This window comes from Pseudomonas sp. CFBP 8758 (genome assembly GCF_014841725.1).
Taxonomy (GTDB): Bacteria; Pseudomonadota; Gammaproteobacteria; order Pseudomonadales; family Pseudomonadaceae; genus Aquipseudomonas; species Aquipseudomonas baltica.
This window is the reverse complement of the sequence record NZ_JACYUK010000003.1, coordinates 274,369-301,083: the sequence shown is the minus strand read 5'-3', so window position 1 is coordinate 301,083 and position 26,715 is coordinate 274,369. Positions and strand designations below refer to the sequence as shown.

The 26,715-nt window shown below is 63.8% G+C and carries 21 protein-coding genes; 12 read left to right on the top strand and 9 right to left on the bottom strand.

Features of this window, described 5'->3' with window-relative positions; all coding sequences use genetic code 11:
• Positions 1 to 3 precede the first annotated feature (3 nt).
• The 7 genes from IFT75_RS08210 to IFT75_RS08180 all read right to left on the bottom strand — a co-directional run bounded on the left by IFT75_RS08210 (position 4) and on the right by IFT75_RS08180 (position 6,965).
• Positions 4 to 1,023 (bottom strand): nucleoside hydrolase, encoded by a 1,020-nt coding sequence (locus tag IFT75_RS08210; protein ID WP_192054201.1) that lies wholly within the window; start codon positions 1,021 to 1,023, stop codon positions 4 to 6.
• Between the two features lie 28 nt (positions 1,024 to 1,051).
• Positions 1,052 to 1,456: a D-ribose pyranase gene (gene rbsD / locus IFT75_RS08205; protein WP_192054199.1), complete on the bottom strand. Its 405-nt coding sequence runs from the start codon at positions 1,454 to 1,456 to the stop codon at positions 1,052 to 1,054.
• Positions 1,453 to 2,370 carry a ribokinase gene (gene rbsK, locus IFT75_RS08200; protein ID WP_192054492.1) on the bottom strand — a complete coding sequence of 306 codons (918 nt, stop codon included), beginning with the start codon at positions 2,368 to 2,370 and terminating at the stop codon, positions 1,453 to 1,455. The genes rbsD and rbsK overlap by 4 nt, the downstream gene beginning before the upstream one ends.
• Positions 2,371 to 2,382: 12 nt before the next feature.
• Positions 2,383 to 3,405 (bottom strand): LacI family DNA-binding transcriptional regulator, encoded by a 1,023-nt coding sequence (locus IFT75_RS08195; protein WP_192054197.1) that lies wholly within the window; start codon positions 3,403 to 3,405, stop codon positions 2,383 to 2,385.
• Position 3,406: 1 nt separating this feature from the next.
• On the bottom strand, positions 3,407 to 4,399 hold the full coding sequence (locus IFT75_RS08190; RefSeq protein ID WP_185793690.1) for an ABC transporter permease: 993 nt from the start codon (positions 4,397 to 4,399) through the stop codon (positions 3,407 to 3,409).
• A complete protein-coding gene (locus tag IFT75_RS08185; protein ID WP_192054195.1) occupies positions 4,396 to 5,940 on the bottom strand; it encodes a sugar ABC transporter ATP-binding protein in 1,545 nt (514 codons plus the stop codon). The genes IFT75_RS08190 and IFT75_RS08185 overlap by 4 nt, the downstream gene beginning before the upstream one ends.
• Positions 5,941 to 6,008: 68 nt before the next feature.
• Positions 6,009 to 6,965 carry a sugar ABC transporter substrate-binding protein gene (locus tag IFT75_RS08180; RefSeq protein WP_192054193.1) on the bottom strand — a complete coding sequence of 319 codons (957 nt, stop codon included), beginning with the start codon at positions 6,963 to 6,965 and terminating at the stop codon, positions 6,009 to 6,011.
• A gap of 214 nt (positions 6,966 to 7,179) precedes the next feature.
• On the opposite strand from IFT75_RS08180, the gene IFT75_RS08175 reads away from it, so the two are divergent.
• The 4 genes from IFT75_RS08175 (at position 7,180) to IFT75_RS08160 (ending at position 13,587) form a co-directional block, all read left to right on the top strand.
• Complete coding sequence (locus IFT75_RS08175; RefSeq protein WP_192054191.1) at positions 7,180 to 9,966, top strand: RHS repeat domain-containing protein; 2,787 nt, start codon at positions 7,180 to 7,182, stop codon at positions 9,964 to 9,966.
• Positions 9,967 to 10,099: 133 nt separating this feature from the next.
• On the top strand, positions 10,100 to 11,440 hold the full coding sequence (locus IFT75_RS08170) for a cation:proton antiporter (protein ID WP_185793694.1): 1,341 nt from the start codon (positions 10,100 to 10,102) through the stop codon (positions 11,438 to 11,440).
• A 311-nt stretch (positions 11,441 to 11,751) separates the two neighbouring features.
• Entirely contained in the window at positions 11,752 to 13,197 is a 1,446-nt protein-coding gene (locus tag IFT75_RS08165) for an ATPase domain-containing protein (RefSeq protein ID WP_192054490.1), read from the top strand.
• Between the two features lie 21 nt (positions 13,198 to 13,218).
• Positions 13,219 to 13,587: a response regulator gene (locus IFT75_RS08160; protein ID WP_122478751.1), complete on the top strand. Its 369-nt coding sequence runs from the start codon at positions 13,219 to 13,221 to the stop codon at positions 13,585 to 13,587.
• Between the two features lie 25 nt (positions 13,588 to 13,612).
• On the opposite strand, the gene map is transcribed toward IFT75_RS08160, so the two are convergent.
• Positions 13,613 to 14,371, bottom strand: a complete 759-nt coding sequence (gene map, locus IFT75_RS08155; RefSeq protein ID WP_342214372.1) for a type I methionyl aminopeptidase — start codon at positions 14,369 to 14,371, stop codon at positions 13,613 to 13,615.
• A 392-nt stretch (positions 14,372 to 14,763) separates the two neighbouring features.
• On the opposite strand from map, the gene IFT75_RS08150 reads away from it, so the two are divergent.
• The 7 genes from IFT75_RS08150 to tcuC all read left to right on the top strand — a co-directional run bounded on the left by IFT75_RS08150 (position 14,764) and on the right by tcuC (position 21,327).
• The gene (locus IFT75_RS08150) at positions 14,764 to 16,224 is read left to right on the top strand and encodes a sugar porter family MFS transporter (RefSeq protein WP_274598223.1); all 1,461 of its coding nucleotides are present in this window, start codon (positions 14,764 to 14,766) and stop codon (positions 16,222 to 16,224) included.
• A gap of 100 nt (positions 16,225 to 16,324) precedes the next feature.
• Positions 16,325 to 16,600, top strand: coding sequence for a DUF3253 domain-containing protein (locus IFT75_RS08145; protein ID WP_192054189.1), 276 nt, complete (start codon positions 16,325 to 16,327; stop codon positions 16,598 to 16,600).
• 88 nt (positions 16,601 to 16,688) lie between these two features.
• Complete coding sequence (locus IFT75_RS08140) at positions 16,689 to 17,921, top strand: MFS transporter (protein ID WP_192054187.1); 1,233 nt, start codon at positions 16,689 to 16,691, stop codon at positions 17,919 to 17,921.
• Positions 17,922 to 17,968: 47 nt separating this feature from the next.
• Positions 17,969 to 18,118, top strand: a complete 150-nt coding sequence (locus IFT75_RS08135; RefSeq protein WP_163007597.1) for a hypothetical protein — start codon at positions 17,969 to 17,971, stop codon at positions 18,116 to 18,118.
• A 106-nt stretch (positions 18,119 to 18,224) separates the two neighbouring features.
• A complete protein-coding gene (locus tag IFT75_RS08130) occupies positions 18,225 to 19,475 on the top strand; it encodes a D-mannose isomerase (RefSeq protein ID WP_192054185.1) in 1,251 nt (416 codons plus the stop codon).
• 142 nt (positions 19,476 to 19,617) lie between these two features.
• Entirely contained in the window at positions 19,618 to 19,842 is a 225-nt protein-coding gene (locus IFT75_RS08125; RefSeq protein ID WP_185793697.1) for a DUF6555 family protein, read from the top strand.
• A gap of 195 nt (positions 19,843 to 20,037) precedes the next feature.
• Entirely contained in the window at positions 20,038 to 21,327 is a 1,290-nt protein-coding gene (gene tcuC / locus IFT75_RS08120; RefSeq protein ID WP_185793698.1) for an MFS transporter, read from the top strand.
• 137 nt (positions 21,328 to 21,464) lie between these two features.
• Here the strand turns inward: tcuC and IFT75_RS08115 are convergent, their stop codons facing one another.
• Entirely contained in the window at positions 21,465 to 22,928 is a 1,464-nt protein-coding gene (locus tag IFT75_RS08115) for a glyceraldehyde-3-phosphate dehydrogenase (protein WP_192054183.1), read from the bottom strand.
• Positions 22,929 to 23,264: 336 nt separating this feature from the next.
• Between IFT75_RS08115 and mfd the strand changes: the two genes are divergently transcribed.
• Positions 23,265 to 26,714, top strand: a complete 3,450-nt coding sequence (gene mfd / locus IFT75_RS08110; protein ID WP_192054181.1) for a transcription-repair coupling factor — start codon at positions 23,265 to 23,267, stop codon at positions 26,712 to 26,714.
• The last annotated feature ends 1 nt before the right edge of the window (position 26,715 follow it).

Sequence of the window (26,715 nt, the reverse complement as noted above, 5' to 3'; positions counted from 1 at the left end):
CGGTCAGGGCAGACGCTGCAGGCGTTGGGTCAGCAGATCGAAAAAGCCCTGTGCATTCCCCTCGTTCACCCAGAACACGTTGGCCGGCTGCTCGAGCGTACCGTACCAGTCGGCCACGGTCTGGCCGAAGCTCGGGCCTTCCCGGCTGTCGATGGTAAGGTTGACCTTGCGCCCGCTGAACAGCTCTGGCGCCAGCAGATAGGCAATCACGCTGGCATCGTGAACCGGGCCGCCGGGCAGCCCGTAGTGCTCCATATCGGCCTTGACGTACGCCTGCAGGATATCCACCACCCGCGGCCCGGCCTTGTTCTGCAAGGCAGCCAACTGCTGCAGGCGCGCCGGGCTGGTCAGAACCTTGTGAGTGACATCCAGTGGCACGTAGGTGAGCTTGACGCCGCTGGCCAGTACCACCTGGGCGGCGTGAGGGTCTGCGAACAGGTTGAACTCGGCCACCGGGGTGATATTGCCGCCATTGAAGTGCGCGCCCCCCATGACGATCACTTCCTTGATGCCCTGGGTGATGCCGGGCGCCTGGATCAATGCCAGCGCCAGGTTGGTCTGTGGCCCCAACATCGCCAGGGTGATGCTGTGGGGTTCGGCATTGCTCAGGGTGTCGATCAAATACTGCACCGCGTTGCCCTCGGCCAGCCCTTTGCTCGGCTCATGCACGGCGATACCAGGCACGCCCTCCTCGCCATGCACGTTGGCGGCATAGATCGGCTCGCGGACCAGCGGCTTGGGTGCACCGGCATAGACCGGCACATCTTCGCGACCCGCCCACTCACGGGCCAGGCGTGCGTTTCGCGAGGTCTTGTCGAGGCGCACGTTGCCGGCCACGGTCGTGAGGGCGCGGACGTTGATCTCCTCGGGCGAAGCCAGGGCCAGCAGCAAGGCGACGACATCGTCGGCGCCAGGGTCGGTGTCGATGATCAGATCGATCTTGTCGGCCGCCGTGGCGGCAGCGCTGGTCAGCAGGGCCATCAATGAAAATCCTCGAAGCAGGGTCAGCAGGGAACGTTGCATGTTGCACTCCTTGTGCTCAGTGGTAAGTCTAGAAAGTGACGCCCGCCAACAGGGCGATATTGCTGTAGGGCTGACATTCGCCAGTGCGCACGATGGCGCGAGCGTTCCGCGACAGCTCCTTGAACCGCGCATGGCTGACCGACTGGCGCACACCGAGGGCGCCCTGCTCGTGCAACTGCTGGATTCGCGCCGACGCCGGCGGCAGCACCTGCAGCATCTCCTCGGCGATCACGTGGCTTTCCACCTGCATTTCGCTGAGCAGCACGTCCAGCGTGCTGATGAAGCTGGGAATGCCTGGCGTCAAGGCCAGATCGATCAAGGGCACGCCCGGTGGTACCGGCAAACCGGCATCGCCGATCACGACGATATCGCCATGGCCCAGGGACGCAACCAGTTGCGAAAGCGAGATGTTCAACAAGGCGGTCTTTTTCACGATGCAACCTGCTCCACTTGCGCCAGGGTCGGGATGGAAGGCTGGGCGCCGGCGCGGGTGACCGACAGTGCAGCGGCGGCCTGGCCGAACGCAATGGCCTGTGACTCGTCCAGGCCTCTGGCCAGCGCCGCGGCAAAGCCACCGACGAACGTATCGCCAGCCGCCGTGGTATCCACCGCCTGCACCTTGCGTCCAGGATAATGCCGGGGCTGCGCGCCGTCGGCAAACAGCAGGCCCTGCTCACCCAGGGTGATGAGCACCTTGCCGGCGCCGGCCTGGCGCAGAAGACTGGCCGCCTGCTCGGCCTCGGCCACCGAGCTGACGCTCAGGCCGGTGAGCGCCTGAGTTTCGGTTTCGTTGGGGATCAAATAATCGACCCAGCCCAGCCATTGCTGCGGTAACGGCCCGCTGACCGGCGCCGGATTGAGAATGACCGTCTTGCCAGCCTGGTGAGCGCGCTGCAAGGCGAAAGCCACCACCGCATGAGGAATTTCCAGCTGGCACACCACCACATCGGCGGCCAGCAGCAGGCGGTCGAAACGCTCGATGTCGGCGCATTCGAGCTGGCCATTGCCGCCCGCCACGATGACGATCGCATTCTGGCTGTTGGCATCGACCACGATCATCGCGATCCCGGTCGCTACCGCTTCAGCCACCCGTACGCCCTGGCAGTCGATGCCTTCATCGGCCAACGCCTGGCGCAGCGCCTGGCCATAGGCGTCGGCGCCGACGCAGCCGATCATCGCCACTTGCCCGCCCAGCCGCGCGGCAGCGACCGCCTGGTTGGCGCCCTTGCCGCCCGGCACGGTCGCGAAGGACTGGCCCAGCAGGGTTTCTCCCGCCTGCGGCAAACGCTCGGCCTGTGCCACCAGGTCCATGTTCAGACTGCCTATTACCAATACGTTTGCTTGCATCATCTACCACTCTCAGCGCAATTCATGGGAAAGACCGGCGTATCGCGCCGTGGACTCGCGCACCACGATCTGTGGCGCGATGACGTGTTGCGTCGCAGCCGCACCGGCCGCTCCGGCGATGCGCGCCAGAAGCCGCTCGGCAGCCACTTCACCCAATTCGCCGATGCGCTGGCCGACGGTGGTCAGGGCCGGGTACACATAGCGACTGAGTTGGATATCGTCGAAACCGATGACCGACAGCTGTTCGGGCACCCGGACGCCACGCTCGGCGGCCGCGCGCAGCACGCCCAGGCCGATCATGTCGTTGGCCGCAAAGATCGCCGTGGGCACCGGCCCCGCGAGCAGCTCGACCGCTGCACGGTAGCCACCCGGACTGGTGAAATCGCTGTACAGGACATGCTCGGGCGCGGGTTGCACGGCGTACTCGGCGAGCGCACGACGATAGCCGTCCAGGCGCAGCTGCGCCACGTGGGTATGTTGCGGGCCACTGATGCAGGCGATGGCGCGATGGCCCAGTTCGAGCAGATGCCGGGTGGCCAGGTAGCTACCCTGTTCGTGATCGATGCACACCAGGTCGGCTGCCACCTGCTGCAGGCCGCGGTCGACGATAACCATGGGCGTGCGCACCGCCGCGAGCATATCGGTCAGTGCGGCATCGCCACCCACCGAGGCGAATACGATACCGTCGACGCGCTTCTCCAGCAGCACGCGCAAGTAGTTGCGCTGCTTCTGCGGGTCGTCGTCGCAGTTGCAGAGGATCACGCAGTAGCCGTTGCGCTCGCAGCAGTCTTCGATACCACGCGCCAGCTCGGCGAAATACGGGTTGACGCTGTTGGGCACCAACAAGCCGATGGTCGCTGTGCTGCGCGCTTTCAAGGAGCGCGCCACCGCACTGGGAACGTAGTTGAGCTCGGCAATCGCCAACTCGACCTTGCGCCGCACGTGCGCGCTGACCGGCCGACTGTTGTTCACGACGTGCGAGACGGTGGTGTAGGAGATACCGGCTCGCGCCGCCACGTCCTTGATGGTCGCCATGCTAGCCCCGCTTGCGTGCGCGTTGGCTGCGGTAGGTGTCGAGCACCACGGCGATGACGATCACCGCGCCGGTGATGATGCGCTTGGTCGGCTCGGTTGCGCCGATCTGCGCCAGGCCGGCCGCCAGCACGGAAATGATCAGCACGCCAAAGAAGGTGCTGATGACCGAGCCGCGCCCGCCCATCAGGCTGGTGCCGCCGATCACCACGGCGGCGATCACCTGCAGTTCCAGGCCAGCACCGGCATTCGGGTCGGCCGCCTCCAGCCGGGATATCTGGAACAGCGCGGCCACGCCCGCCAGCAGGCCCATGAGGGAGAACACCAGCACCTTGTAGGGCTTGGGGTTGATGCCGGCCAGGCGCACGGCCTCTTCGTTGGTACCGATGCCGATCAGGTAGCGGCCGAACACGGTGCGAGTCAGGGTCAGGTGGGCAATGGCAATGACGCCGAGGGCGATCAGGAACGAGGGCGCTATGCCGAACGCTACCGGGTCGGACAGCCAGGCGAAGGCATCGCCGATATAGGCGGTGCGCGAATCGGTCATCTGGTAGGCAACCCCGCGGGCCATTTCCAGCACACCCAGGGAGACGATGAACGAAGGAATCCGCCAGGCCACGGTGATCGAGCCGGTGATGGTGCCGGCGAGCGCTGCGCAACCCATGCCGAGCAGGGCTGCGGGCAATACGCTCCAGCCCCAGCCGAGGATCGCCACACTGACCGCCGAGGCCGCCAGCGCCAGCACCGACCCCACCGACAGGTCGATGCCGCCGATGATCAGCACGAAGGTCATGCCGACGGCCAGCACCATGAGGTCGGGGATCTGGTTGGCGATGGTGCTGAACGTGCTGTACGAAAGGAAATGGCTGCTGAGCAGGGAGAACAGGACGATCATGGCCAGCAATGCGCCAGCCAGACCCAGATAGGTGCCGAGGCCCAGGTAAGTGCCGCCGGTTTTTGCGCCGGGAGTGTCTTTGGGCAGTGTCGAAGTTTTCATGCAGGGGTCCTTGCTGCAGGCTCGGCCAGCAGCGCATCGCGTTTTTGATAACCGGCGAACGCGGCTGCCAGCAGTTCATCCTGGCTCCAGTGTTCGCGCTCGAAGGTGTCGATCAGGCGGCCGGCCGAGAGCACCGCGATGCGATCGCAGATCAGCATCAGCTCGCGCAGGTCGCTGGACACCACCACCAGTGCCTTGCCCTGACGGGTGAGCTCGCCCAGCAGGGCATAGATGTCGAATTTGGCGCCCACGTCGATGCCACGGGTGGGCTCGTCGAACAGCAGCACGTTGCAGTCACGCTCCAGCCAGCGGCCGATCACCACCTTCTGCTGATTGCCGCCGGAAAGCTCGGCCACCGTCTGCGCCGGGCTGGAACTGCGGATGCGCATGGCCTCGATCTGGCGCTGGGCCAGGCCTCGCTCGGCCTTGTTGTCGACGATACCGGCCGCGGAAATGGCCGGCATGTTGCCCAGGGCGATATTGGCGCTGATCGACTGCGACAGCAGCAGGCCTTCGCCCTTGCGGTCTTCGGTGATCAGGGCGATACCATGAGCAACGGCGTCGGCCGGGCTGCGAATGCTCACCGGTTTGGGTGGTTGACCGATCGCGACGGTACCGGCATCGCTGGCATCGGCGCCGAAGATCAGCCGCAGCAGCTCGGTACGCCCAGCCCCGATCAATCCGGAAATACCGAAAATTTCACCCTGGCGCACCTCGAAGGACACGTCCTTGACCTTGTCGCCACGGGTCATGCCCTGCACCTTGAACATCGGCGCGCCGATGCGTCGCTCGCCCAGGTCGATACGCTCGCCCAGTTCGCGCCCGACCATGAGGTTCACCAGTTGCTCGCTGTCGTAGCGCGCCATCGGTTCGACACACACCAGGCGTCCGTCGCGCAGCACGGCGATGCGTTGCGCGACCTGCGCCAGTTCTTCCAGCCGGTGGGAAATGTAGATGATCGACACCCCGCGTTCGCGCAGCCGCAGGATCTGCGCGAACAGCATGTCGACCTCGCGTGCGGTGAGCATGGCGGTAGGTTCGTCGAGCACCAGCACCTGACAGTCGCCGATCAGGTTGCGGGCGATTTCGACCATCTGCTGATGGCCGATGCCAAGGTCGCTGACCAGGGTGTCCGGGTCGATGGCATCCAGGCCCACCTGCGCCATGGCCTGGCGGGCCTGTTCGCGCAGGCGGCGACGGTCGATCCAGCCAGCACGGCTGGGCAGATCATGGAGGAACAGGTTTTCCGCGACGGTCAGGGTAGGCAACAGGTTGAGTTCCTGCATGACCATGCGCACCCCGCCGCGCTCGGCTGCAGTGCGACTGCCCGGCAGCCATGGCTGGCCCTGGAACTGCATCTGGCCGGTGGTGGGTGCTTCCAGGCCACCGATTATCTTCGACAGCGTGCTTTTGCCTGCGCCGTTCTCCCCGGTCAAGGCCAGCACTTCGCCGCGGTGCAACTCAAGGTCGATGTCCCACAGCACCGGCTGGGCATAGGTCTTGCCGATGCCACTTACCGACAGCACAACGTTGGATGTCATAGGTTTCTCCAGGCACACCTGCAGGCGACAGGCCGGCACTGGCCAGACCTGCCGCGAGGTGCACTGCATCAAGGCTTGGTGACGAGCTCGACCGGGGTCTGGATGACACCGTTGGCGTCGACGTTGAGCTTGTCGCCCTTGACCAGGGCCAAGGCGTTCTGGATGCCGAACACTGCCTGGCGGGCGGCGAACTGGTCGGCCGTGGCCAGTATGCGGCCGTCCTTGAGCATCGGCTTGATGGCATTGATGTTGTCGTAGCCGACCACCTGGACCTTGCCCGCCTTGCCGGCGGCGCGCACTGCAGACACTGCGCCCAGCGCCATGCTGTCGTTGCCGGCCAGCAGCGCCTTGAGGTCCGGGTACTCGTTGAGCATGGCCGAAGCGACGGCATTGCCCTTGTCGATTTCCCAGTTACCCGACTGCACCGAGACGATGTTCATCTGCGCCGCTTGCATGGCGTCCTTGAAACCGGCAGTGCGCATCTGCGCGTTGGTGGTGGTCGGTACACCTTCGATGATCCCCACCTGGTCGCCAGCGCTCAGGCGCGTAGCCAGGTAGTCACCCACCAGCTTGGCGCCCTTGCGGTTGTCGGGGCCCACGAACGGCACCTGGATGCCTTTGCTCTTAAGCACCCCGGCATCGAGCTGGTTGTCGATATTGACGACCTTGATGCCTGCATCCATGGCTTTCTTGATGATGGGTACCAGTGCCTTGGAGTCCGCCGGAGCAATGACCAGCGCGTCGACCTTGGCGACGATCATCTGCTCGACGATACGGATCTGGTTGGCGGTGTCGGACTCGTCCTTGATGCCGTTGGACACCAGGTCGAAATCGGCAGCGTGCTCTTTCTGGTAGCTTTTGGCGCCGTCTTCCATGGTCAGGAAGAATTCGTTGGCCAGGGACTTCATGACCAGCGCGACCTTGGGCTTCTGGGTATCGGCGAAAGAGGATTGCAACGGGGCGATGGCGCCGATGGCAGCCATCAGGGAGACAGCGAGCAGGCGTCCGGCGAAGGGCAGCTTCATGGGTTTACTCCGATCTTATGATTGTTATCGAGCGCAGCTTGCGGAAACCCGCAAACGTTTGCGTGACAGGAACTATGGTCAGGGATCGGAGAATTGTCAATCGGTGCCGCGGGCTGTAGCAAGGGTCATCACAGCGCCCACTCGAGGCGGGCCGAAACACGGCAGGTTACAACAGCGGGAAACCTATCCCTGATTCCTGTTTATCGGTACTGCCATGACTGACGCTGCTGCTCACACCATCCATGCTGCAACCCCTGCCCTGCGCTGCTTCGACGGCCGGGCGCGGGTGCTGCGCGAGATTGCCTACCACCGCGACCAAGCGGGTCCTGCGCAGGCCCGCATCACTCGCTACGGCCATGACGCCAGCGGGCAATTGATCAGCAGTATCGATCCGCGCCTTCACGCGGCCCAGGCCGAGCGTCCCGAAGTGGCCGCCAACCTGGTACAGGTGCGCAGCTTGAGCGGTCGATGCCTGTACACCCGCAGTGTCGATGCCGGCAACACGCGAACGCTGTACGACGCGTGTGGCCGCGAGGCGATGACATGGCTGGCGAACGGTGTCGAGCAGACGCGCTGCTACGAACCTGCGGCACTGCCCGGCCGGCTGCTGTCGATCCGGGAGCGCTCTGCCCAAGGCGCCTTTCGCACCGCCGAGCGCTGGCAATGGGCGGGCGTTGACGCAGAGGCCAAAGCGTTCAACCTGGCCGGCCATTGCCAGACACGTTTCGACAGCGCCGGCAGACACGTCGTGCAAGCGCGCAGCCTGCTCGGTGCAATCGCCGGCGAGAACCTGCAACTGCTAGCTGGCCACACCGAATGCGACTGGGCGCAGGACGATGCCCAAGGCGAGGCGCGGTGCCTGGAACCGCAAAGCCTGACCAGTACGGTGAGCTTCGATGCCTGCGGCGCAATCATCGCCAGCGAGGATGCCAGGGCGCATCGACAACGCCATGGCCATGACCGTTGCGGGCAGTACCGGGCCAGTTGGGTCACTCGCAATGGCGGCTTGGAGACGCCGGTGGTGCTGGACGTGACCTACACAGCCGGGGGGCAGAAAGAAGTCGAGCGGCATGCCAACGGTGTCGTCATCACCCATACCTATGCAGCCGACACCCAACGCCTGGTCGGCATGCGTACCCAGCGCGCCAGCGACCGCCAGACCTTGCAGGACCTGCGCTACCGGTATGACCCCACCGGTCGGGTGACTCGGGTGCGCAACGAAGCGGAGCAGACACGCTTCTGGCGCAATCAGAAAATCGATCCGCAGCAGGACTACCGTTACGACTCGCTGTCGCAGTTGATCCTGGCCAGCGGTCGGCAGATGGCTGCACTCGGCCAGATGAGCAGCAGCCTGCCATCTGCACTCCCCATCGATACCCGTGCCCATGCGTTGTACCAGCGTCGCTACGCGTACGACGAGGCCGGCAACCTGCAGAGCATTCGGCACACCGTGCCAGCCACTGATTCCGGCTACACGGTCAGACTGACGACCTCGGCGTGCAGCAACCGGGCGGTGTTGAGCAGAGTGTGCGATGACCCTGCATTGATCGACCGCCAGTTCGATGCCGCCGGGCAACAACGCGGGCTGGACGGCTCACAATCTGTCGCCTGGAACAGTCGCATGCAGCTGGCCAGCGTGACGCGCGCCGGGGCCGGCACCGAGCACTACCTCTACGGCCAGCAGCACCAGCGACTGCGCAAGACCCACGCGCAGGGAAGCACTTGCTACCTGCCGGGGCTGGAGTTGCGCCTGCATGACGGCCAGACCCTGCATTGCCTCAAGGTAGCCGAACATATTCGCCTGTTGCACTGGCCAGACGGCAGTCCCGAGGGCCTGGCCAACGATCAGTTGCGCTACAGCTACACCGACCTGCTGGGCAGTCATGGCCTGGAACTCGACGGCGACGGTCAAGTCATCAGCCGCGAGGAATTCTTCCCGTTCGGCGCTACCTCGATCTGGGCGTGCCGCCACCAGGTCGAGGCGAGCTACAAGACCGTCCGTTACTCGGGCAAGGAACGCGACGACACCGGGCTCTACTACTATGGCTACCGCTACTATCAGCCCTGGGCCGGACGCTGGCTGAGCGCCGATCCGGCGGGGACGGTGGATGGGCTCAATCTGTATGCCATGGTGCGCAACTCGCCGTCGTCTGCAGTGGATGACGATGGCCGGATGATGCGTGCCTTGTTCAAAGGCGGCGTCGGCGCAGCGGGTATCGGCTACGAGGCGTACAAGTACCACGAACGTCAGTCGCAAGCGCCAGCACAGCCAGCTGCTGCTCCGCCAAGCACCTCGATGGGCGACCAGCGTGCGGACAACGCCATGGGCAAGGTTCAGCGCATGAAGGACCAATTCAGCCCGGGGCAGCAGATTCTGAACAGCGCCAAGGGCCGTGCGCAGACGGCAGATCACCTCGCGCATGGGCAAGTGCCGGGCGTCGGTGCAGTGCTCAAGGGTGCTGAAAGCGTTGGCACCGTGGTCGAGTTCAGCCAGACCGGGGACCTCTCGCAGATCAACAAAGCACCTCTGGCGGGGGCTATTGCCACGGATGCGGTGAACGGCGTTGCGCACAGCATCAAGGCCACTATCAAAAACACCCAGAAAGCCATGCAAGGCACTGCCGAGCTGGCAACCCTGTCCGAAACCAAGGCCGAGGAACTGCAAGCGTCACTGCACGACCTGCAGGAGCTGACGCAAGACAAGCTGATCACCGGCCTGTCGTTCGGCGCTACGGTCAAGGCAGGCCTGGACGGCGCTGCTGCGGTGGTGCCGCATCCAGTAGCGAAGTTCGGACTCAAGGTGTTGTCGACGGCGTGGACCGTGACCGGTGTGGTGCATGGCGCGGAGGAGCTTGGAGAGATTGCCAAGACTCATGAGGATCTGCTTGCGAGCAAGACCGGTGAAAACCTCATGGGGCAGATGAAGACAGTCAATGCGTCGAATCGCTCGGGGATCATGGACCGCGTCAAGCAGAGCTATGGTCTCTCGGGCAATCCATAACGCCAGCTCGCCACCTGTGCCAGTAGCCACTGGCCGCGACGTTTTGCCACTCAACTAACGCTCTGCCAGGCAGTCACAGCTGAAGCGGTTACATTTTGTAGCCATTTCAGGGGCGCAAGCCCGGCGAGGCCTGATGAGCTTTATTTTGTGGATGGCCGTTCTTGGCGTCCTGCTGTTGATGCTGGCGCTGACGGCGTCTTACTTGCGCTGGCTGCCGGTGACGACCTCTGCGGTGTGCCTGGCATTCGGCGTGGCCATCGGTCCCATGGGGCTGGGCCTGTTCACCACCGATTTCAAGGACACCGCCTCGTGGCTCGAGCGCCTGGCGGAGGCTGCCGTGCTGTTCTCGCTGTTCAGCACCGGGATCAAGCTGCGACTTGGCCTGGGGCGCAGCGCGTGGCGAGCGGCCTATATGCTGTCGGGTCCGGTCATGCTGGTGTCGATTCTGGGCGTGTGCCTGGTGGCGCACTACGGCCTGGGCTTGTCCTGGGGCGTGAGTACCTTGCTGGGGGCCATGCTGGCGCCGACCGATCCGGTGCTGGCATCCATGGTCCAGGTGAATAGCGCGCAGGACTTCGACCGTGTGCGCTTCGGGCTGTCGGGTGAGGCCGGGCTCAACGACGGTACGGCCTTTCCCTTCGTGATCCTCAGCCTGCTGATGCTGCACCATGGCAGCCTGGACAGCCACTGGCTGGGCCAGTGGGCCTTGGAGAATCTGCTGTGGGGCGTGCCGGTCGGGCTCTTGGTCGGTTACGGGATGGGCCGGGCCATCGGTCACCTGATGATCTACCTGCGCGTGCGCAATGCCGACAGTACCAACTCGCCCAACGACTTTCTGGCGTTGGCGCTGATTGCCCTGTCGTACTTTGGCGCCGCATCCCTGGGCGCTTTCGGATTTCTCGCAGTGTTCGCGGCCGGCCTGGGGCTGCGTCAGGCAGAAGTGCGTACGTCGAGATCCGAGGTGCCTTCGGAGCATCTGGCCAAGCCGGTCGTGGGGCACCGCGACCTGGCGCCCGAGGAAGGTACCGTCACCCATCCCAAGGATCTGGAGGACGGGCAATTGGCCGCTGGGGTGATGATGGGAGACATCCTGGTGTTTGGCAATCTGGTGGAGCGGTCGATGGAAGTCCTGCTGATCACCATTCTGGGGGCGACGTTGTCTGCCTACTGGGACTGGCGTGCGGTCGGCCTGGCGGCGGCACTGTTCTGCGTGATCCGCCCGCTGAGCGTATGGCTGCTGGTCAGCCGCCGTCTGCTCGATGGGCACCAGCGGGCGTTGCTGGGCTGGTTCGGCATCCGCGGGATCGGTTCGATCTACTACCTGTGCTACGCCCTGGCTCACGAACTGCCGGAGTCGGTCGAGCAGGTGTGCATCAGCCTGACGTTGTCGGTGGTGGCCTTGAGCATTCTGGTGCATGGCATCAGCACCCAGCCATTGCTGGAGCATTACGAACGTCGGCGCAAGTCCGTCTAGCGGTGGTCGAGGTGGATCAGGGGCTGCGCGGTGCTGCCGGACGCGGCTTGCGCCGCTGCTACAGGGAGTGCGAACACCTGCCATACCGTTATGCGACGACCTTCTGTAGCATCGCCGCAAGCCGCGTCGGCGGTGTATGCGGTGTATCTGAATGGATGCGGTGACACCTGACGCGGCTTGCGCCGCTGCTACAGGGTATGGGTTCGGATGCACCGGCTTGGTCAAAAAGGTATAGAATCCCCAGCATTTGAAGGATCGGTCACCGTCGTGCAGACATGGCCGATCGCGTACAACCCATACAGGCAGATCGGATATTGGAACAGCTAAAGCGCCTCGCGAGCGGGATTGAAGGGCTCGATTTGTTGCTCAAGGGTGGGCTGGTGGCCGGTGCGTCATACATCGTGCAGGGCCGTCCGGGTTCGGGCAAGACCATCCTGGCCAACCAATTGGGCTTCAATCACGTGAGCCAGGGCGGCCGGGTCCTGGTCGCTACGCTGCTCGCGGAATCCCACGAGCGGCTGTTCCAATACTTGTCTACCTTGAGCTTTTTCGATGCCTCGAAGATAGGCAACGAAATCCAGTTCGTCAGTGCGTTCGACACCCTGGAAAACGAAGGCCTGGACGAAGTGGTCAAGCTGCTGCGCCGCGAGATCAGTCGGCAGAAAGCGACGGTATTGATCGTTGATGGCGTGCTCAATGCCCGCTCCAAGGCCGACTCGCAGATCGACACCAAGAAATTCATCTCCGAGCTGCAGGGCCATGCAGCGTTCGCCGGATGTACGGTGCTGTTCCTGACCAGCTCGCGACTGGACGACGGCAGCCCCGAGCACACCATGGTCGATGGTGTGATCGAGCTGGGCGAGGAGCTGTTCAACACCCGTTCGGTGCGCCGCATCCAGCTGCGCAAGACCCGTGGCAGCGGCGCGCTGTCAGGGTTGCATGAATGCGAGATCACCGACGATGGGCTGGTGGTGTACCCGCGCCTGGAAAGCCTGTACAGCCACCCCTCGTGCCCCGACCCCACCGATCTTACCCGCATACCCAGCGGCATTCCGGCGCTGGACAACCTGATTGGCGGCGGTCTGCCGCGTTCCTCGGTGACGCTGGTAATGGGCCCGTCGGGCATCGGCAAAACCAGCATGGGAATCAGCTTCCTGTCGGCGTCCACGCCCGAACAGCCGGGCATGCTGTTTGGCATGTACGAGTCCGAGCGCCGCCTGCAGGTCAAGGCGCGATCGCTTGGCCATGATTTCGAGGCGCTGCAAGCCAGCGGCGCTTTGCACGTGTGCTGGCAGCCCACCACAGAAGGGCTGCTCGACGGTCTGGGATTACGGCTGTTGCGCCACGTCGAGGTCCATGGAATCAAGCGCCTGCTCATCGACAGCCTGGGCGGCATGGCCCGCACGGCGACCAGTACGGTACGCCTGACCGAGTTCTTCAGCACCCTGATGAGCGAGCTGCGCGCCCGCGGCGTGACGGTATTCGCCACCTGGGAGGTTCGCGGCTTGTTCGGCCCGGAGATCACCTCGCCAGCGCCAGACCTCTCCAGCATCGTCGACAACATCCTGCTGACGCGATTCGTCGAACATGAGTCTGAACTAAAGCGCCTGCTGTCCATTCTTAAAGTCAGAGACAGCTACTATGATCCGTCGCTATTGGAGCTGGTCATTCATGGTCATGGAATCGACCTGAGAAAGGCGTTCACAAATGCAGAGGCAGTGTTATCAGGTAGTGCCTCCACGATTTCGAATCCGTGATGCTGCCGGGGTCGAACTGACATGCCCACTATCCTGATCGTCGACGATGAGTATCTCATCGCCGACATTCTTGGTTACGCGTTGGAAGACGAAGGCTATATGGCCGTCAAGGCCGGTAATGGCAAGCGTGCGCTTGAGATCCTCGATCGCGAGCGTCCGGCATTGGTCATTACCGACTTCATGATGCCTGGGATGAACGGCCTCGAACTGGCGCAGAAGATCCGTAGTCACGCTTCGTTCGAGTCTGTGCCCATTCTTTTGATGAGTGGCGCCCAAGGCAACGTCGGCCGGGCAACGCCCGAACTTTTCAACGCCGTATACGACAAGCCCTTCGACATCAACGAAGTGGTAGCACGCGTGCGCGAATTGGTGCCGCTGGATCCGGCCTAGGCGCAAAAGCCGCCGCTCGCGCGTTTTAGAGCGTGAGGATTTCGTAGCCATCGGCAGTCACTGCCACCATATGCTCCCATTGCGCGGACAACGACCGATCGCGGGTCACCACGGTCCAGCCATCGGCCAACTGGCGGGTTCCAGCCTTGCCGGCGTTGATCATGGGCTCGATGGTGAAAATCATGCCCTGGCTCAAACGCATCCCCTCGCCCTTGCGGCCGTAGTGCAGCACTTGCGGATCGTCATGGTAGATCTGTCCGATGCCATGCCCGCAGTACTCGCGCACTACGCTGAAACCTTCACGGTGCGCCACGCTCTGGATGGCGTGGCCGATGTCGCCCAAGGTCGCACCCGGCTTGACCACTTCGATACCAGCCAGCATTGCCTCGTAAGTAGTGTCCACCAGCCGTTTTGCCAGCGCGCTGGGTTCACCGACGTAGTACATGCGGCTGGTGTCGCCGAACCAGCCGTCTTTTATGACGGCCACATCGATGTTGACGATGTCGCCGTCGGCCAGCACCACTTCGTTGCTGGGCACACCGTGGCAAACCACCTCGTTCACCGAAATGCACACCGTCTTGGTGAAACCGTGATAGCCAACGTTGGCCGGGATCACTTTCAATTCGTTGACGATGTAGGCATTGCACAGCTCGTCCAGGTACTGCGTGGTCACGCCGGCCTGTACGTGCGGTGCAATCATGCGCAGTACGTCAGCGGCAAGCGCCCCGGCGCGGCGGGCCATGGCGACTTGCTCGGGGGTGCGGTTCAGATTCTTGCGGCTCACGGGTTTCTCCTGCGATTCGAGCCTCTATGCTAGCAGAGCGCCGCTGCCGTGCCTGTGCGACGCACGCCGACATCATTTAATTTCAAACGATACAAAACTTTTTGTAACCACTTCGTTCATAAGACTCACAGCCCAGCGCCATACCGGCAGATGGTCGCGAAAAGCGCACAGGCAGTGTCTTCGGCAGCGTGATCGACTGCGGTTCGAAGACTTCAACATCAAAGCAGTTCGACATAATCATAATATCCGCTGAAGCCGACGGCCTTTGGGAGTGACCCCTTCCCGGGCCGGCATCGCAACACCGAACGCTGATACCTGCCCTGCTCCTTTCGTGCGCGATCCTGCATGGCGCATAACGACGCATTGCCTGCGCGTAATGAAAGGAATGAGCCTTGTCCAGTTCCAACACCACAACACCCGACACTTCGCCTGCAGGCGAGGAAAACGACGCCACACGCACCTCTCCCGGCCAGATAGTGGTGCGTGTGGCGATCATCGCCACCATGGGCGCGCTGGCCTTCGGCTACGACACGGGGGTGATTTCCGGCGCCCTGCCCTTCATGACCCAGGGGCCGGACCAAGGTGGCCTGGGCCTCACTCCGTTCACCGAGGGCCTGGTGGCTTCCTCGCTGATTCTGGGCGCCGCCTTCGGCTCATTGTTCGCCGGCCATCTGGCCGACAAATACGGACGCCTGACGGCGCTCAAAGGCCTGGCCATCCTGTTCATGATCGGCGCCCTGGGTTCCGCCCTCGCGCCGACGGTGGCGATCATGATCGCCACTCGCTTCGTGCTGGGGTTGGCAGTCGGTGGGGCATCGGCGATCGTGCCGATGTTCATTGCCGAAATCGCCGGCCCCAACAAGCGGGCGCGGCTGGTCAGCCAGAATGAGTTGATGATCGTCACCGGGCAGCTGGTGGCCTATGTCTCCAACGCCCTGCTCGCGCATTTTGCCCACACCCCGGATGTATGGCGCTGGATGCTCGCCATCGCAGTGATCCCGGCGGCCCTGCTGTGGATCGGCATGCACTTCGTGCCCACCTCACCGCGCTGGCTCGCCAGCAAGGGCCGCATGGACGAGGCACGCGAAGTGCTGGAAAGGCTGCGTTCGAGCAAGAAGCAGGTCGACAAGGAAATGAAGGAGATCATTGCCCAGAACGAAGAGCAGCGCGCCGATGTCAGTTGGTCCTCGATCTGGGCCGAGCCCTGGCTGCGTCGCCTGCTGCTGGTGGGCATGGGGCTGGGCTTCGTGGCTCAGCTGACGGGGGTGAATGCGTTCATGTATTTCACGCCGGTCATCCTCAAGTCCACCGGGCTGGGGACCAACGCGGCACTCACCGCCACCATCGGCAACGGCGTGGCTTCGGTGATCGCCACCCTGATCGGCATCTGGCTGGTCGGGCGCCATGGCCGTCGGCCGATGCTGATGACCGGCCTGTGCTTCGTGATCCTCGCGCAGGTGCTGCTCTGCTGCGTGCTGACCATGCTGCCCGCCTCGCTGCTGCAGAGCTACCTGGCACTGGCCTGCATCCTGATGTTCCTGCTGTTCATGCAGACCTTCATCGCTCCGGTCTACTGGCTGCTGATGTCCGAGCTGTTTCCCTCGCACCTGCGTGGCCTGATGACCGGCACGGCGGTGTGCTTCCAGTGGCTGTGCAATGCGTCGGTGGCGTTCATGTTCCCGATCGCCCTGGCCGGCTTCGGCCCTTATACCTTCATGTTGTTCGCGGTGATCAACGTCATGTCGCTGATCTTCGTGATGACTTGCGTGCCGGAAACCCGGGGCAAGTCGCTGGAGCAGATCGAACGGCACATGGAGAAGGAGTTCACTCCGGACGAGGCCGCCAGCGCCTGAGCCGGCAACGGGTCGATATGTCCAGTGCGAGACGTTGCAGGTAACATGGCTGAAGTTGTTTTCATATTCGCCATGTTGCCTGCAAGGACGAACGCCCTCCATGACCCATCCCGACGACGTCATCGCCAGCCGCGTCCTGCAATTGCTGGAGCACCGCGCTCCCGGCGCTTCGATCTGCCCCTCCGAAGTGGCTCGCTCGCTGGAGCAGGATGAACCGCAGTGGCGCGCGCTGATGCCCGAGGTTCGCCGGGTGGCCAGGGCCCTGGCCGCCGCTCGCATCATCGACGTGACTCAAGGCGATGTGCGGCTCGACCCGGACACTGAAGCCGAAGGGCCGATCCGGCTGCGCCGTGGCGCGCACTTCAAGCACCCGTGATGCATAGCCGACCGCCGCTGCTGACGGGCGTCCGGCCAAATGCCACCGACGGGTACTCCGACTGCCTTCTCCGATCTGGCTGAAACCGATGACTCGAACACCTGCGCAAGACCCTGGCGTCACCGACGACACCTGCAACGACCGGCGTGCCCGGACTCGCTTCTGGCTGATCGCCCTGGCGTTTCTGATCACCATGATCGGCACCACTCTGCCAACGCCGCTGTATGCCTTGTATCAACAACACCTGGGTTTCGGTCCGACCTGGGTGACCTTGATTTTCGCCATCTATGCCGCCGGCGTGATCTTTGCGTTGCTGGCGGTCGGCAGCTGGTCCGATCAACTGGGCCGGCGACCGATGCTGCTGGCCGGCCTGGCCATGGGCGCGCTCAGTGCGCTGATCTTCCTCTGCACCGACTCCATCGGCGGGCTGCTGGTCGGTCGGCTGATCTCGGGCTTCTCGGCCGGCATCATGACCGGTACCGGCACGGTGGCGGTGATCGAGGCGGCGCCCAAGCGCTGGCAGGGCAATGCCACCCTGGTCGCCACCGCAGCCAACATGCTCGGCTTGGGCCTGGGGCCACTGCTGGCCGGGCTGACTTCACAATTCCTGCCATGGCCCGTACACCTGGCGTTCGTCGTCCACCTGGTGCTGCTGCTGGCGGCTACCGCAGCCATTCTGTCTGTCGGTGAAACCGTCCAACGCCCGGCCAAGCCGCGGCTTGCCTTCCAGCGTCCCAGCCTGCCAGCGGCGGTGCGCGGGCCGTTCATTCCTGCGGCCATTGCCGGCCTCGCCGGTTTCAGCGTGACGGGGCTGTTCACCTCGCTGGTGCCGTCGATCATGCGTCAGGTCATGGGTCACGACGGAGGGGTCGTGATCGGCGCGGTGATCTTCGTGCTGTTCGCAGGCTCGGTCGTCGGCCAGGCCTGGGTCCGGCGGATCCGCGACAGTGCGCAGATGAGCATCGGTTGCAGCGTGCTGATCGTGGGCGTGGCCTGCCTGGGCATGAGTATCGCCAGCGCGCAGCTGTGGCTACTGGTGCTGGGCGGCGCCTTGAGCGGTATGGGCCAGGGCCTGACCTTCCGCGCCGGCATGGGCGCGGTGGCCAACGCCGCGCCGGCCGGCCAGAAAGCCGGGGTGACCTCGGCGCTGTTCATCGTCTACTACATGTCCATGTCGGTGCCGGTGATTGCGGTCGGCGTGAGCATTCCACAGTTCGGCCTGCATCATTCGGCGGAGTTTTTCAGCGTGCTGGTTGCCTTGGTTGCGGTGGTGGCCATGGTCAGCATGAACGTCGTGCGTGCCCGAGCGTCCAACGTCTGAGGCGACCCGTGCAGGTCGCGACGTATTTCTTCTACAGGAGAATGACCATGACACCGGAAACCGAAGGTACTGAAGAGAAAGGCCCGAACGGCGTGCCTTTCATCAACGACCCAGGCAACGAAGACCCCGGATCGGGCACGAGCAATGCCCCCGTGCCGCTTGAAGACGAAGATGATCAAGATGACGCCTATGAATAGGTCGAATCGGCCACATGCATGACTGTACGGGCCAGTGTTCCCCACGACGGAACACTGGCCGCTATGCTGGATGCCTCCTGCATCCCCTAGCGAGGCATTGGTACAGATGGAGCCCCTTACTCCCGCTGCAAACAGCTGGTTGACCCTTCCCGCCCACCGGCACTGGCTGGCCCTGCAGGGGCAGCGATTGCTGGAGTTTGCCAAGGCCGCGCGGATCGAGAACGGTTTCGCCGACCTCGACCACCGTGGCCGACCGCTGCTGTCCAGCGGCGCATTGACCATTCAGACCGCGCGCATGATCCACAGCTTCGCCCTCGCCTGCCTCCAGGGGATCCCGGGCAGCGCAGCCATGGTCGACCACGGCATTCGCACGCTGCAGGGCCCACTGCGTGATGCACGAAATGGCGGCTGGCATGCCAGCGAGAAACCCGTGGCTGCAGAGCGCAAGCAAGCCTACCTGCATGCCTTCGTTGCCCTGGCGGCGAGCTCGGCGGTTGCCGCCGGACGGCCCGGCGCGACAGCGTTGCTGGCGGATGCGGTCGATGTGCTGGAACGACGCTTCTGGTGCGAGGAGGAGCAGGCATTCCTGGAGTCCTTCGCCCAGGACTGGAGCGATCCGGAAAGCTACCGCGGTGGCAACAGCAACATGCACGGCGTGGAAGCGTGCCTGGCGCTGGCCGACGTCTGCAACGACGACAAATGGCTGGATCGCGCGCTGGCAATCAGTGAACGGCTGATTCACCACCACGCGGCTGCGGCCAGCTACCTGCCGGTCGAACATTTCGACGCCCGCTGGCAACCCCTGGCGGACTACAACCACGAGCGCCCCGCCGACGAGTTTCGCCCATACGGGCAAACCCCAGGGCACGCATTCGAGTGGGCGCGATTGCTGCTGCACCTGGAGGCCGCCAGGCACCGCATCGGCCTGACCAACCCAAGCTGGCTGGCCGACGACGCCCAGCGTCTGTTCGCCGCAGCCTGCGACCTGGGCTGGGCTGTGGACGGGCAGCCGGGAATCGTCTACACCATCGACTGGCAGCACCGTCCAGTGGTCGCGCAGCGCCTGCATTGGACGCTGGCCGAGGCAGTGGCCGCCGCCGCGGCGTTGCACCAGCGCACCGCGGATGCCGCTTACGAGCGCTGGTATCGCGAGTTCTGGGACTACATCGACCTCTACCTGATCGACCGCGAGCACGGCAGCTGGCACCACGAACTCGACGCTCGCAATCGACCGGCAGGGACCATCTGGCCGGGCAAGCCTGATCTCTACCATGCCTACCAGGCAACTTTGTTGCCGACCTTGCCGCTGGCTCCGAGCCTGGCAACCGCGCTGGCCCGCCAGGCCGGCCTGGGCTGAGCTGAGCTGAGCTGAGCTGAGCTGAGCGAGCTACCAGGCAATCTGCGGATTGGCGCGGGCGCGCCAATCCAACGGAATTTTTCTGGCGGGCCATACTCCGACGCACATCACGCCGCTCATCACAAGGAAGAACCTCGGCCCCATGAACAACGCGAAACTGTTCGTCATCGACTATACCCTTCACGGCGATCCCAAATCCTTCGTCATCAGAGCCGAGAAAATGGACAACAGCGAAGCCTGGCATTGGGCGAGCTGCGATGCTGGCGTTGGCCGCATCGGTCGATTCGGCCGCGAGCACGTGACCAAGACCAGCCAGCCCTCGGCCGAGAAATTCGGCATTCACGCGGTGAGCTGGCGCCCTGCCTGAGCAGGCTCGGCGCTCGGATTACCCGCGCGGCAACGTGGCTGGAAAAACTTAGCTAGCGAACGAATTCACTTTACCTGAGGTTGATCTGGAACATATTGTTACAAGATATGTTCCCGGAGTCGGACAGCTGTGCCCGATTGGCCAGGTGTTCGAATCCATGGGTCATCAACAAGATCAAGTAGAGTGAGCACGGCCATGACGTCTGAGGTGGGTAAAGGCAAGGCGATCTTTCGCGTTGTCAGCGGCAATTTTCTCGAAATGTTCGATTTCATGGTCTATGGCTTCTATGCCACGGCAATCGCCAAGACTTTCTTTCCGACCGACAGCGCCTTCGCTTCATTGATGCTATCGCTGGCCACCTTCGGTGCCGGTTTTCTCATGCGCCCGCTCGGGGCAATCTTTCTGGGTGCCTACATCGACCGGCACGGGCGCCGCAAAGGGCTGATCGTGACCCTGGCGTTGATGGCCATGGGCACGGTGTTGATTGCCTGCGTACCGGGCTATGCGACCCTGGGCGTTGCAGCGCCTTTACTGGTGTTGCTCGGCCGGCTGCTGCAGGGCTTTTCCGCAGGCGTCGAACTGGGCGGGGTGTCGGTGTATCTGGCGGAAATCGCCACACCAGGGCGCAAGGGCTTTTTCGTCAGTTGGCAGTCTGCCAGTCAGCAGGTCGCCGTGGTCTTCGCCGGCCTGCTGGGGGTATTGCTCAACCACTTCCTGGATGCACGACAGATGGGCGAATGGGGCTGGCGGGTGCCGTTCCTGGTGGGTTGCATGATCGTACCCGTGATCTTTTTCATCCGCCGTTCGCTGGAGGAGACGCCGGAGTTCGAGGCTCGTACCCACCGCCCAACCCTCAAGCAGGTCGTGCACTCGGTCGCGCAGAATTTCCGTCTGGTGCTGGCGGGCATGGCGCTGGTCGTGATGACCACCGTGTCGTTCTACCTGATTACTGCCTACACGCCGACGTTCGGCAAGAACGAGCTGCACCTGTCGGACATGGATGCGTTGCTGGTGACCATGGCGGTGGGCATTTCCAACTTCATCTGGTTGCCCATCATGGGCGCGCTGTCGGACCGCATCGGGCGCAAACCGTTGCTGCTCGCGGCCACGGTGCTGGCGATTCTGACGGCCTATCCGACCTTGTCATGGCTGGTGGCTGACCCCAGCTTCGCGCGTTTGCTGACGGTCGAGTTGTGGCTGTCGTTCCTGTATGGCTCGTACAACGGTGCCATGGTTGTGGCGCTGACCGAGATCATGCCGCTGGACGTGCGCACCACCGGGTTTTCCCTGGCCTACAGCCTGGCCACGGCGACGTTTGGCGGGTTTACCCCGGTCGCCTGCACCTACCTGATTCATGCCCTGGACAACAAGGCGGCACCGGGCATCTGGCTCAGTGGCGCGGCGGTGTTGGGGTTGGTGGCGACTTTGGTGCTGTTTCGTGGCGACCGCCATGCGCAGCGGACTGCGTTGGCGGCGCAGGCGTGAAACGGTGGCGCGGCCTTCGCGGGCAGAGACCCGCTCCCACAAAAGCACGCGGGCTCTGCCCGTGACGGGGTCCTGACTGACACCCACACACAAAAACGCCCCGAACCAGTCGGGGCGTTTTCATTCAGCGGTCAGGCTCAGTGAGGGAAAGCTGGAGGGTTGACGCCCGCCATGTCTTCCATCACGCGCACGACCTGGCAGCTGTAGCCGAACTCGTTGTCGTACCAGACGTACAACACGACGCGGTTGTCGTTGCAGATGGTGGCTTCGGCATCGACCACACCGGCGTAGCGCGAGCCGACGAAGTCGGTCGATACCACTTCCTGCGAGTTGACGAAGTCGATCTGCCGGGACAGGTCCGAATGCAGCGCCATGTAGCGCAGGTACTCGTTCATTTCTTCGCGAGTACTGGCCTTTTCCAGATTCAGGTTGAGGATGGCCATGGAGACGTTCGGCGTCGGCACGCGGATCGCGTTGCCGGTCAGCTTGCCAGCCAGTTCAGGCAGAGCCTTGGCGGCAGCGGTGGCGGCGCCGGTCTCGGTGATGACCATGTTCAACGCCGCGGAACGGCCGCGACGGTCGCCCTTGTGGAAGTTGTCGATGAGGTTCTGGTCGTTGGTGTACGAGTGAACGGTTTCGACGTGGCCGTTGATGATGCCGAACTTGTCGTTGACCGCCTTGAGCACCGGCACGATGGCATTGGTGGTGCAGGACGCCGCCGAAACGATCTTGTCGTCTGCGGTGATCTGGCCGTGGTTGATGCCGTGCACGATGTTCTTCAGCTTGCCCTTGCCCGGTGCGGTCAGCACCACGCGGTCGATGCCGGGGCAGGCCAGGTGCTGGCCGAGGCCGTCGGCATCGCGCCACACGCCGGTGTTGTCGACCAGCAGGGCATTCTTGATGCCGTACTGGGTGTAGTCGACTTCGCTGGGGTTCTTGGCGTAGATGACCTGGATCAGGTTGCCGTTGACCGTCAGGGTGCTGTTGGCTTCGTCGACATGGATGATGCCGTCGAACGAACCGTGCACCGAGTCGCGACGCAGCAGGCTGGCGCGCTTGACCAGATCGTTGTCGGCGCCCTTGCGCACGACGATCGCCCGCAGACGCAGGCCATCGCCGGCACCTGCCTTCTCCACCAGGATGCGCGCCAGGAGGCGACCGATGCGGCCAAAACCGTACAGCACCACGTCGGTACCGGTACGCTCGCCTTCGTTCTGCTTGCCGACCACGTCTGCCAGTTCTTCACGCACGAACTGTTCGGCAGTGCGCCCGTTGCCGCTTTCCTTGAACTTGACCGCGAGTTTGCCCAGATCGACGGAGGCGGCGCCCAGCTTGAGTTCGCTCATCGCCTTGATCAGCGGGAACGTCTCGTGCACCGACAGCTCCGAGGAATCGGACTGGCGGTGGCGAGCGAAGCGGTGCGCCTTGAGCAGTTCGATCACCGAACGGTTGATCAGGCTGCGGCCGTAGATGGAGGTGACTACGTTGTTATTGCGGTAGAGCTGGCCGATCAACGGAATCATCGCTTCGGCGAGTGCTTCACGATCGATCCATTCACCAAGACACTGGTCGGGCTTCTGAGTCACGGTAACCTTCCACATGTAGGGGCTGAGAAAACGGGCTACATTATGACTTCGCCGCGCGGCGGGAGCAATCCGCGCTTATCGGCGTCGTGAAGTTTGGCGAATCGGGCCGTCAAAAAAACCGAGGTGTACCAATGAGGTAGGCGACACCCGGCGGTTTTATGGCGAGGGACCATGGCGCGCCCTCTGCGGGCCGATTCCTCCGCGATCGAACAAGAAAATCAATGCCCGGATCCTTCAGGGTCTGCTTGTAGAAGCCGCACAATGGCACAACCCCATCACAGCACCTGACAGCCCCCCGCCGCCCCGGTACAATCCCGGTTTTCCGCCGCAACGCTTGGAGCTCAACCTCCCGTGCCTGTTCTGCGCCTTCCGCAACTCCCTGCCTCGGCAGGCAAACATGCCTGGGGCAACCTGCCCGGGGCCGCCCTGAGCCTGGCGATCGCCGAAGCGGCCAATGCCGCCAAGCGCTTCACCCTGCTGCTGACCGCCGACAGCCAGAGCGCCGATCGGCTGGAACAGGAACTGCGCTTTTTCGCCCCGCAGTTGCCGGTGCTGCATTTCCCCGACTGGGAAACCCTGCCCTACGACCTGTTCTCGCCGCACCAGGACATCATCTCGCAGCGCATCGCCGCCCTCTACCGCCTGCCCGAGCTGGCACACGGGGTTTTGGTAGTGCCCATCACCACTGCCCTACACAGGCTGGCACCGACCCAGTTTCTGCTCGGCAGCAGCCTGGTGCTGGATGTTGGTCAGCGCCTGGACGTGGAGCAGATGCGCACGCGCCTGGAAGCCAGCGGCTACCGCTATGTCGACACCGTCTATGAACACGGCGAGTTCGCCGTGCGCGGCGCCCTGATCGACCTGTTCCCCATGGGCAGCAAACTGCCCTACCGGATCGACCTGTTCGACGACGAGATCGAGACCCTGCGCACCTTCGATCCGGAGACCCAGCGTTCCATCGACAAGGTCGAATCGATCCGCCTGCTGCCGGCACGTGAGTTCCCCTTGCAGAAGGAGGCGGTAACCCGCTTCAAGGCGCGCTTTCGCGAACGCTTCGACGTCGACTTCCGGCGCTGCCCGATCTTCCAGGACCTGAGCAGCGGCATCACGCCTGCTGGCATCGAGTACTACCTGCCGCTGTTCTTCGAAGAAACCTCGACCCTGTTCGACTACCTGCCCCAGGACACCCAGGTGTTTTCGCTGCCCGGCATCGAACAGGCCGCCGAGCATTTCTGGAGCGATGTGCGCAACCGCTATGAAGAGCGCCGGGTCGATCCCGCGCGGCCCCTGCTGCCGCCCGCAGAGCTGTTCATGCCGGTGGAAGACTGCTTCGCCCAACTCAAGACCTGGCCGCGCGTCATCGTTAGCCAGGACGATCTGGAACCGGGGCCGGGCCGCGAGCGCTTTGCCGCAGCCAAACTGCCGGACCTGGCCATCGAGGCCAAGGCCAGCCAGCCCCTCGCCGCGCTGGCCGGATTCCTCGACCAGTTCCCCGGACGGGTGTTGTTCACCGCCGAATCGGCTGGCCGCCGCGAAGTGCTGCTGGAGTTGCTGGAGCGGCTCAAGGTCCGCCCGAGAACCGTAGACGGTTGGGAAGAGTTTGCCCAGGGCAAGGAGCGCCTGGCGATCACCATCGCGCCACTGGACGAGGGCCTGCAGATTCTCGACCCGGCCTTGGCCCTGATCGCCGAAAGCCCGCTGTTCGGCCAGCGCGTCATGCAGCGGCGACGTCGCGACAAGCGTGCCGACGCCGCCAACGACAACGTCATCAAGAACCTCACCGAATTGCGTGAGGGCGCGCCGGTGGTGCACATCGACCACGGCGTGGGCCGCTACCTGGGTCTGGCGACGCTGGAGATCGACAACCAGGTGGCCGAGTTCCTGACCCTGGCCTACGCCGAGAACGCCAAGCTGTACGTGCCGGTGGCCAACCTGCACCTGATCGCCCGCTACACCGGCAGCGACGACGCGCTGGCGCCGCTGCACCGGCTCGGCTCGGAAACCTGGCAGAAGGCCAAGCGCAAGGCGGCCGAGCAGGTCCGCGACGTGGCCGCCGAGCTGCTCGACATCTATGCCCGCCGTGCTGCCCGCAAAGGCTATGCCTTCGCCGATCCGGCGCTGGACTACGCCACGTTCAGTGCCGGCTTCGCCTTCGAGGAAACCCCGGACCAGCAGTCGGCCATCGACGCGGTGCGCCACGACATGCTGGCGCCCAAGCCAATGGACCGCCTGGTGTGCGGCGATGTCGGCTTCGGCAAGACCGAAGTGGCCATGCGCGCCGCGTTCATCGCCGTGCACGGTGGTCGCCAGGTGGCCATTCTGGTGCCGACCACCCTGCTCGCCCAGCAGCACTACAACAGCTTTCGTGACCGCTTCGCCGATTGGCCGGTCAGTGTCGAGGTGATGAGTCGCTTCAAGTCGGCCAAAGAAGTCGGCGCAGCCGTCGAGCAGCTGGCCGAAGGCAAGATCGACATCGTCATCGGTACCCACAAGCTGCTGCAGGACGACGTCAAGATCAAGAACCTGGGCCTGGTGATCATCGACGAGGAGCACCGCTTCGGGGTCCGCCAGAAAGAAGCGCTCAAGGCCCTGCGCAGCGAGGTCGACATCCTGACCCTGACCGCCACGCCGATTCCGCGCACCCTGAACATGGCCGTGGCCGGCATGCGAGACCTGTCGATCATCGCCACGCCGCCGGCACGGCGGCTGTCGGTGCGCACGTTCGTCATGGAGCAGAACAAGAGCACCGTGAAGGAAGCACTGCTGCGCGAGCTGTTGCGCGGTGGCCAGGTGTACTACCTGCACAACGATGTGAAGACCATCGAGAAATGCGCCGCCGACCTCGCCGAACTGGTGCCCGAGGCACGCATCGGCATCGGCCACGGGCAGATGCGCGAGCGCGAGCTCGAACAGGTGATGAGCGACTTCTACCACAAGCGCTTCAACGTGCTGATTGCCTCGACCATCATCGAGACCGGCATCGACGTGCCCAGCGCCAACACCATCATCATCGAGCGTGCCGACAAGTTCGGCCTGGCCCAGCTGCACCAGCTGCGCGGCCGCGTGGGGCGCAGTCACCACCAGGCTTACGCCTACCTGCTGACCCCGCCGCGCCAGCAGATCACCCCGGACGCGGAAAAGCGCCTGGAAGCCATCGCCAACACCCAGGACCTGGGGGCGGGTTTCGTTCTGGCTACCAACGACCTGGAGATCCGCGGTGCGGGCGAGCTCCTCGGCGAAGGCCAGAGCGGGCAGATCCAGGCAGTCGGCTTTACCCTGTACATGGAAATGCTCGAACGCGCGGTGAAGTCGATCCGCAAGGGCGAGCAGCCCAACCTCGACCAGCCGCTGGGTGGCGGCCCGGAAATCAACCTGCGTCTGCCGGCCCTGATTCCCGAGGACTACCTGCCCGACGTGCACGCACGCCTGATCCTCTACAAGCGCATCGCCTCGGCGGTGGACGAGGACGGTCTCAAGGACCTGCAGGTGGAGATGATCGACCGCTTCGGCCTGCTGCCCGAGCCGACCAAGAACCTGGTGCGCCTGACCCTGCTCAAGCTTCAGGCCGAGCAACTGGGCATTACCAAGGTCGATGGCGGCCCGCAGGGTGGACGCATCGAATTCGGCCCGAGCACGCCGGTCGATCCGCTGACCCTGATCAAGCTGATCCAGAGCCAGCCCAAGCGCTACAAGTTCGAAGGCGCCACGCTGTTCAAGTTCATGGTGCCGATGGAGCGCGCCGAGGAGCGTTTCAACGTCATCGAGGCGCTGTTCGAACGCCTCACGCCGAAAGCCGGTTGAT

Excerpts from the sequence above, each read along its gene's own strand:
- IFT75_RS08210 (WP_192054201.1), bottom strand. The coding sequence starts at position 1,023 with ATGCAACGTTCCCTGCTGACCCTGCTTCGAGGATTTTCATTGATGGCC.
- rbsK (WP_192054492.1), bottom strand. The coding sequence starts at position 2,370 with ATGCAAGCAAACGTATTGGTAATAGGCAGTCTGAACATGGACCTGGTG.
- IFT75_RS08195 (WP_192054197.1), bottom strand. The coding sequence starts at position 3,405 with ATGGCGACCATCAAGGACGTGGCGGCGCGAGCCGGTATCTCCTACACC.
- IFT75_RS08190 (WP_185793690.1), bottom strand. The coding sequence starts at position 4,399 with ATGAAAACTTCGACACTGCCCAAAGACACTCCCGGCGCAAAAACCGGC.
- IFT75_RS08185 (WP_192054195.1), bottom strand. The coding sequence starts at position 5,940 with ATGACATCCAACGTTGTGCTGTCGGTAAGTGGCATCGGCAAGACCTAT.
- IFT75_RS08180 (WP_192054193.1), bottom strand. The coding sequence starts at position 6,965 with ATGAAGCTGCCCTTCGCCGGACGCCTGCTCGCTGTCTCCCTGATGGCT.
- IFT75_RS08175 (WP_192054191.1), top strand. The coding sequence starts at position 7,180 with ATGACTGACGCTGCTGCTCACACCATCCATGCTGCAACCCCTGCCCTG.
- IFT75_RS08170 (WP_185793694.1), top strand. The coding sequence starts at position 10,100 with ATGAGCTTTATTTTGTGGATGGCCGTTCTTGGCGTCCTGCTGTTGATG.
- IFT75_RS08160 (WP_122478751.1), top strand. The coding sequence starts at position 13,219 with ATGCCCACTATCCTGATCGTCGACGATGAGTATCTCATCGCCGACATT.
- IFT75_RS08145 (WP_192054189.1), top strand. The coding sequence starts at position 16,325 with ATGACCCATCCCGACGACGTCATCGCCAGCCGCGTCCTGCAATTGCTG.
- IFT75_RS08140 (WP_192054187.1), top strand. The coding sequence starts at position 16,689 with ATGACTCGAACACCTGCGCAAGACCCTGGCGTCACCGACGACACCTGC.
- IFT75_RS08135 (WP_163007597.1), top strand. The coding sequence starts at position 17,969 with ATGACACCGGAAACCGAAGGTACTGAAGAGAAAGGCCCGAACGGCGTG.
- IFT75_RS08130 (WP_192054185.1), top strand. The coding sequence starts at position 18,225 with ATGGAGCCCCTTACTCCCGCTGCAAACAGCTGGTTGACCCTTCCCGCC.
- IFT75_RS08125 (WP_185793697.1), top strand. The coding sequence starts at position 19,618 with ATGAACAACGCGAAACTGTTCGTCATCGACTATACCCTTCACGGCGAT.
- tcuC (WP_185793698.1), top strand. The coding sequence starts at position 20,038 with ATGACGTCTGAGGTGGGTAAAGGCAAGGCGATCTTTCGCGTTGTCAGC.
- IFT75_RS08115 (WP_192054183.1), bottom strand. The coding sequence starts at position 22,928 with ATGTGGAAGGTTACCGTGACTCAGAAGCCCGACCAGTGTCTTGGTGAA.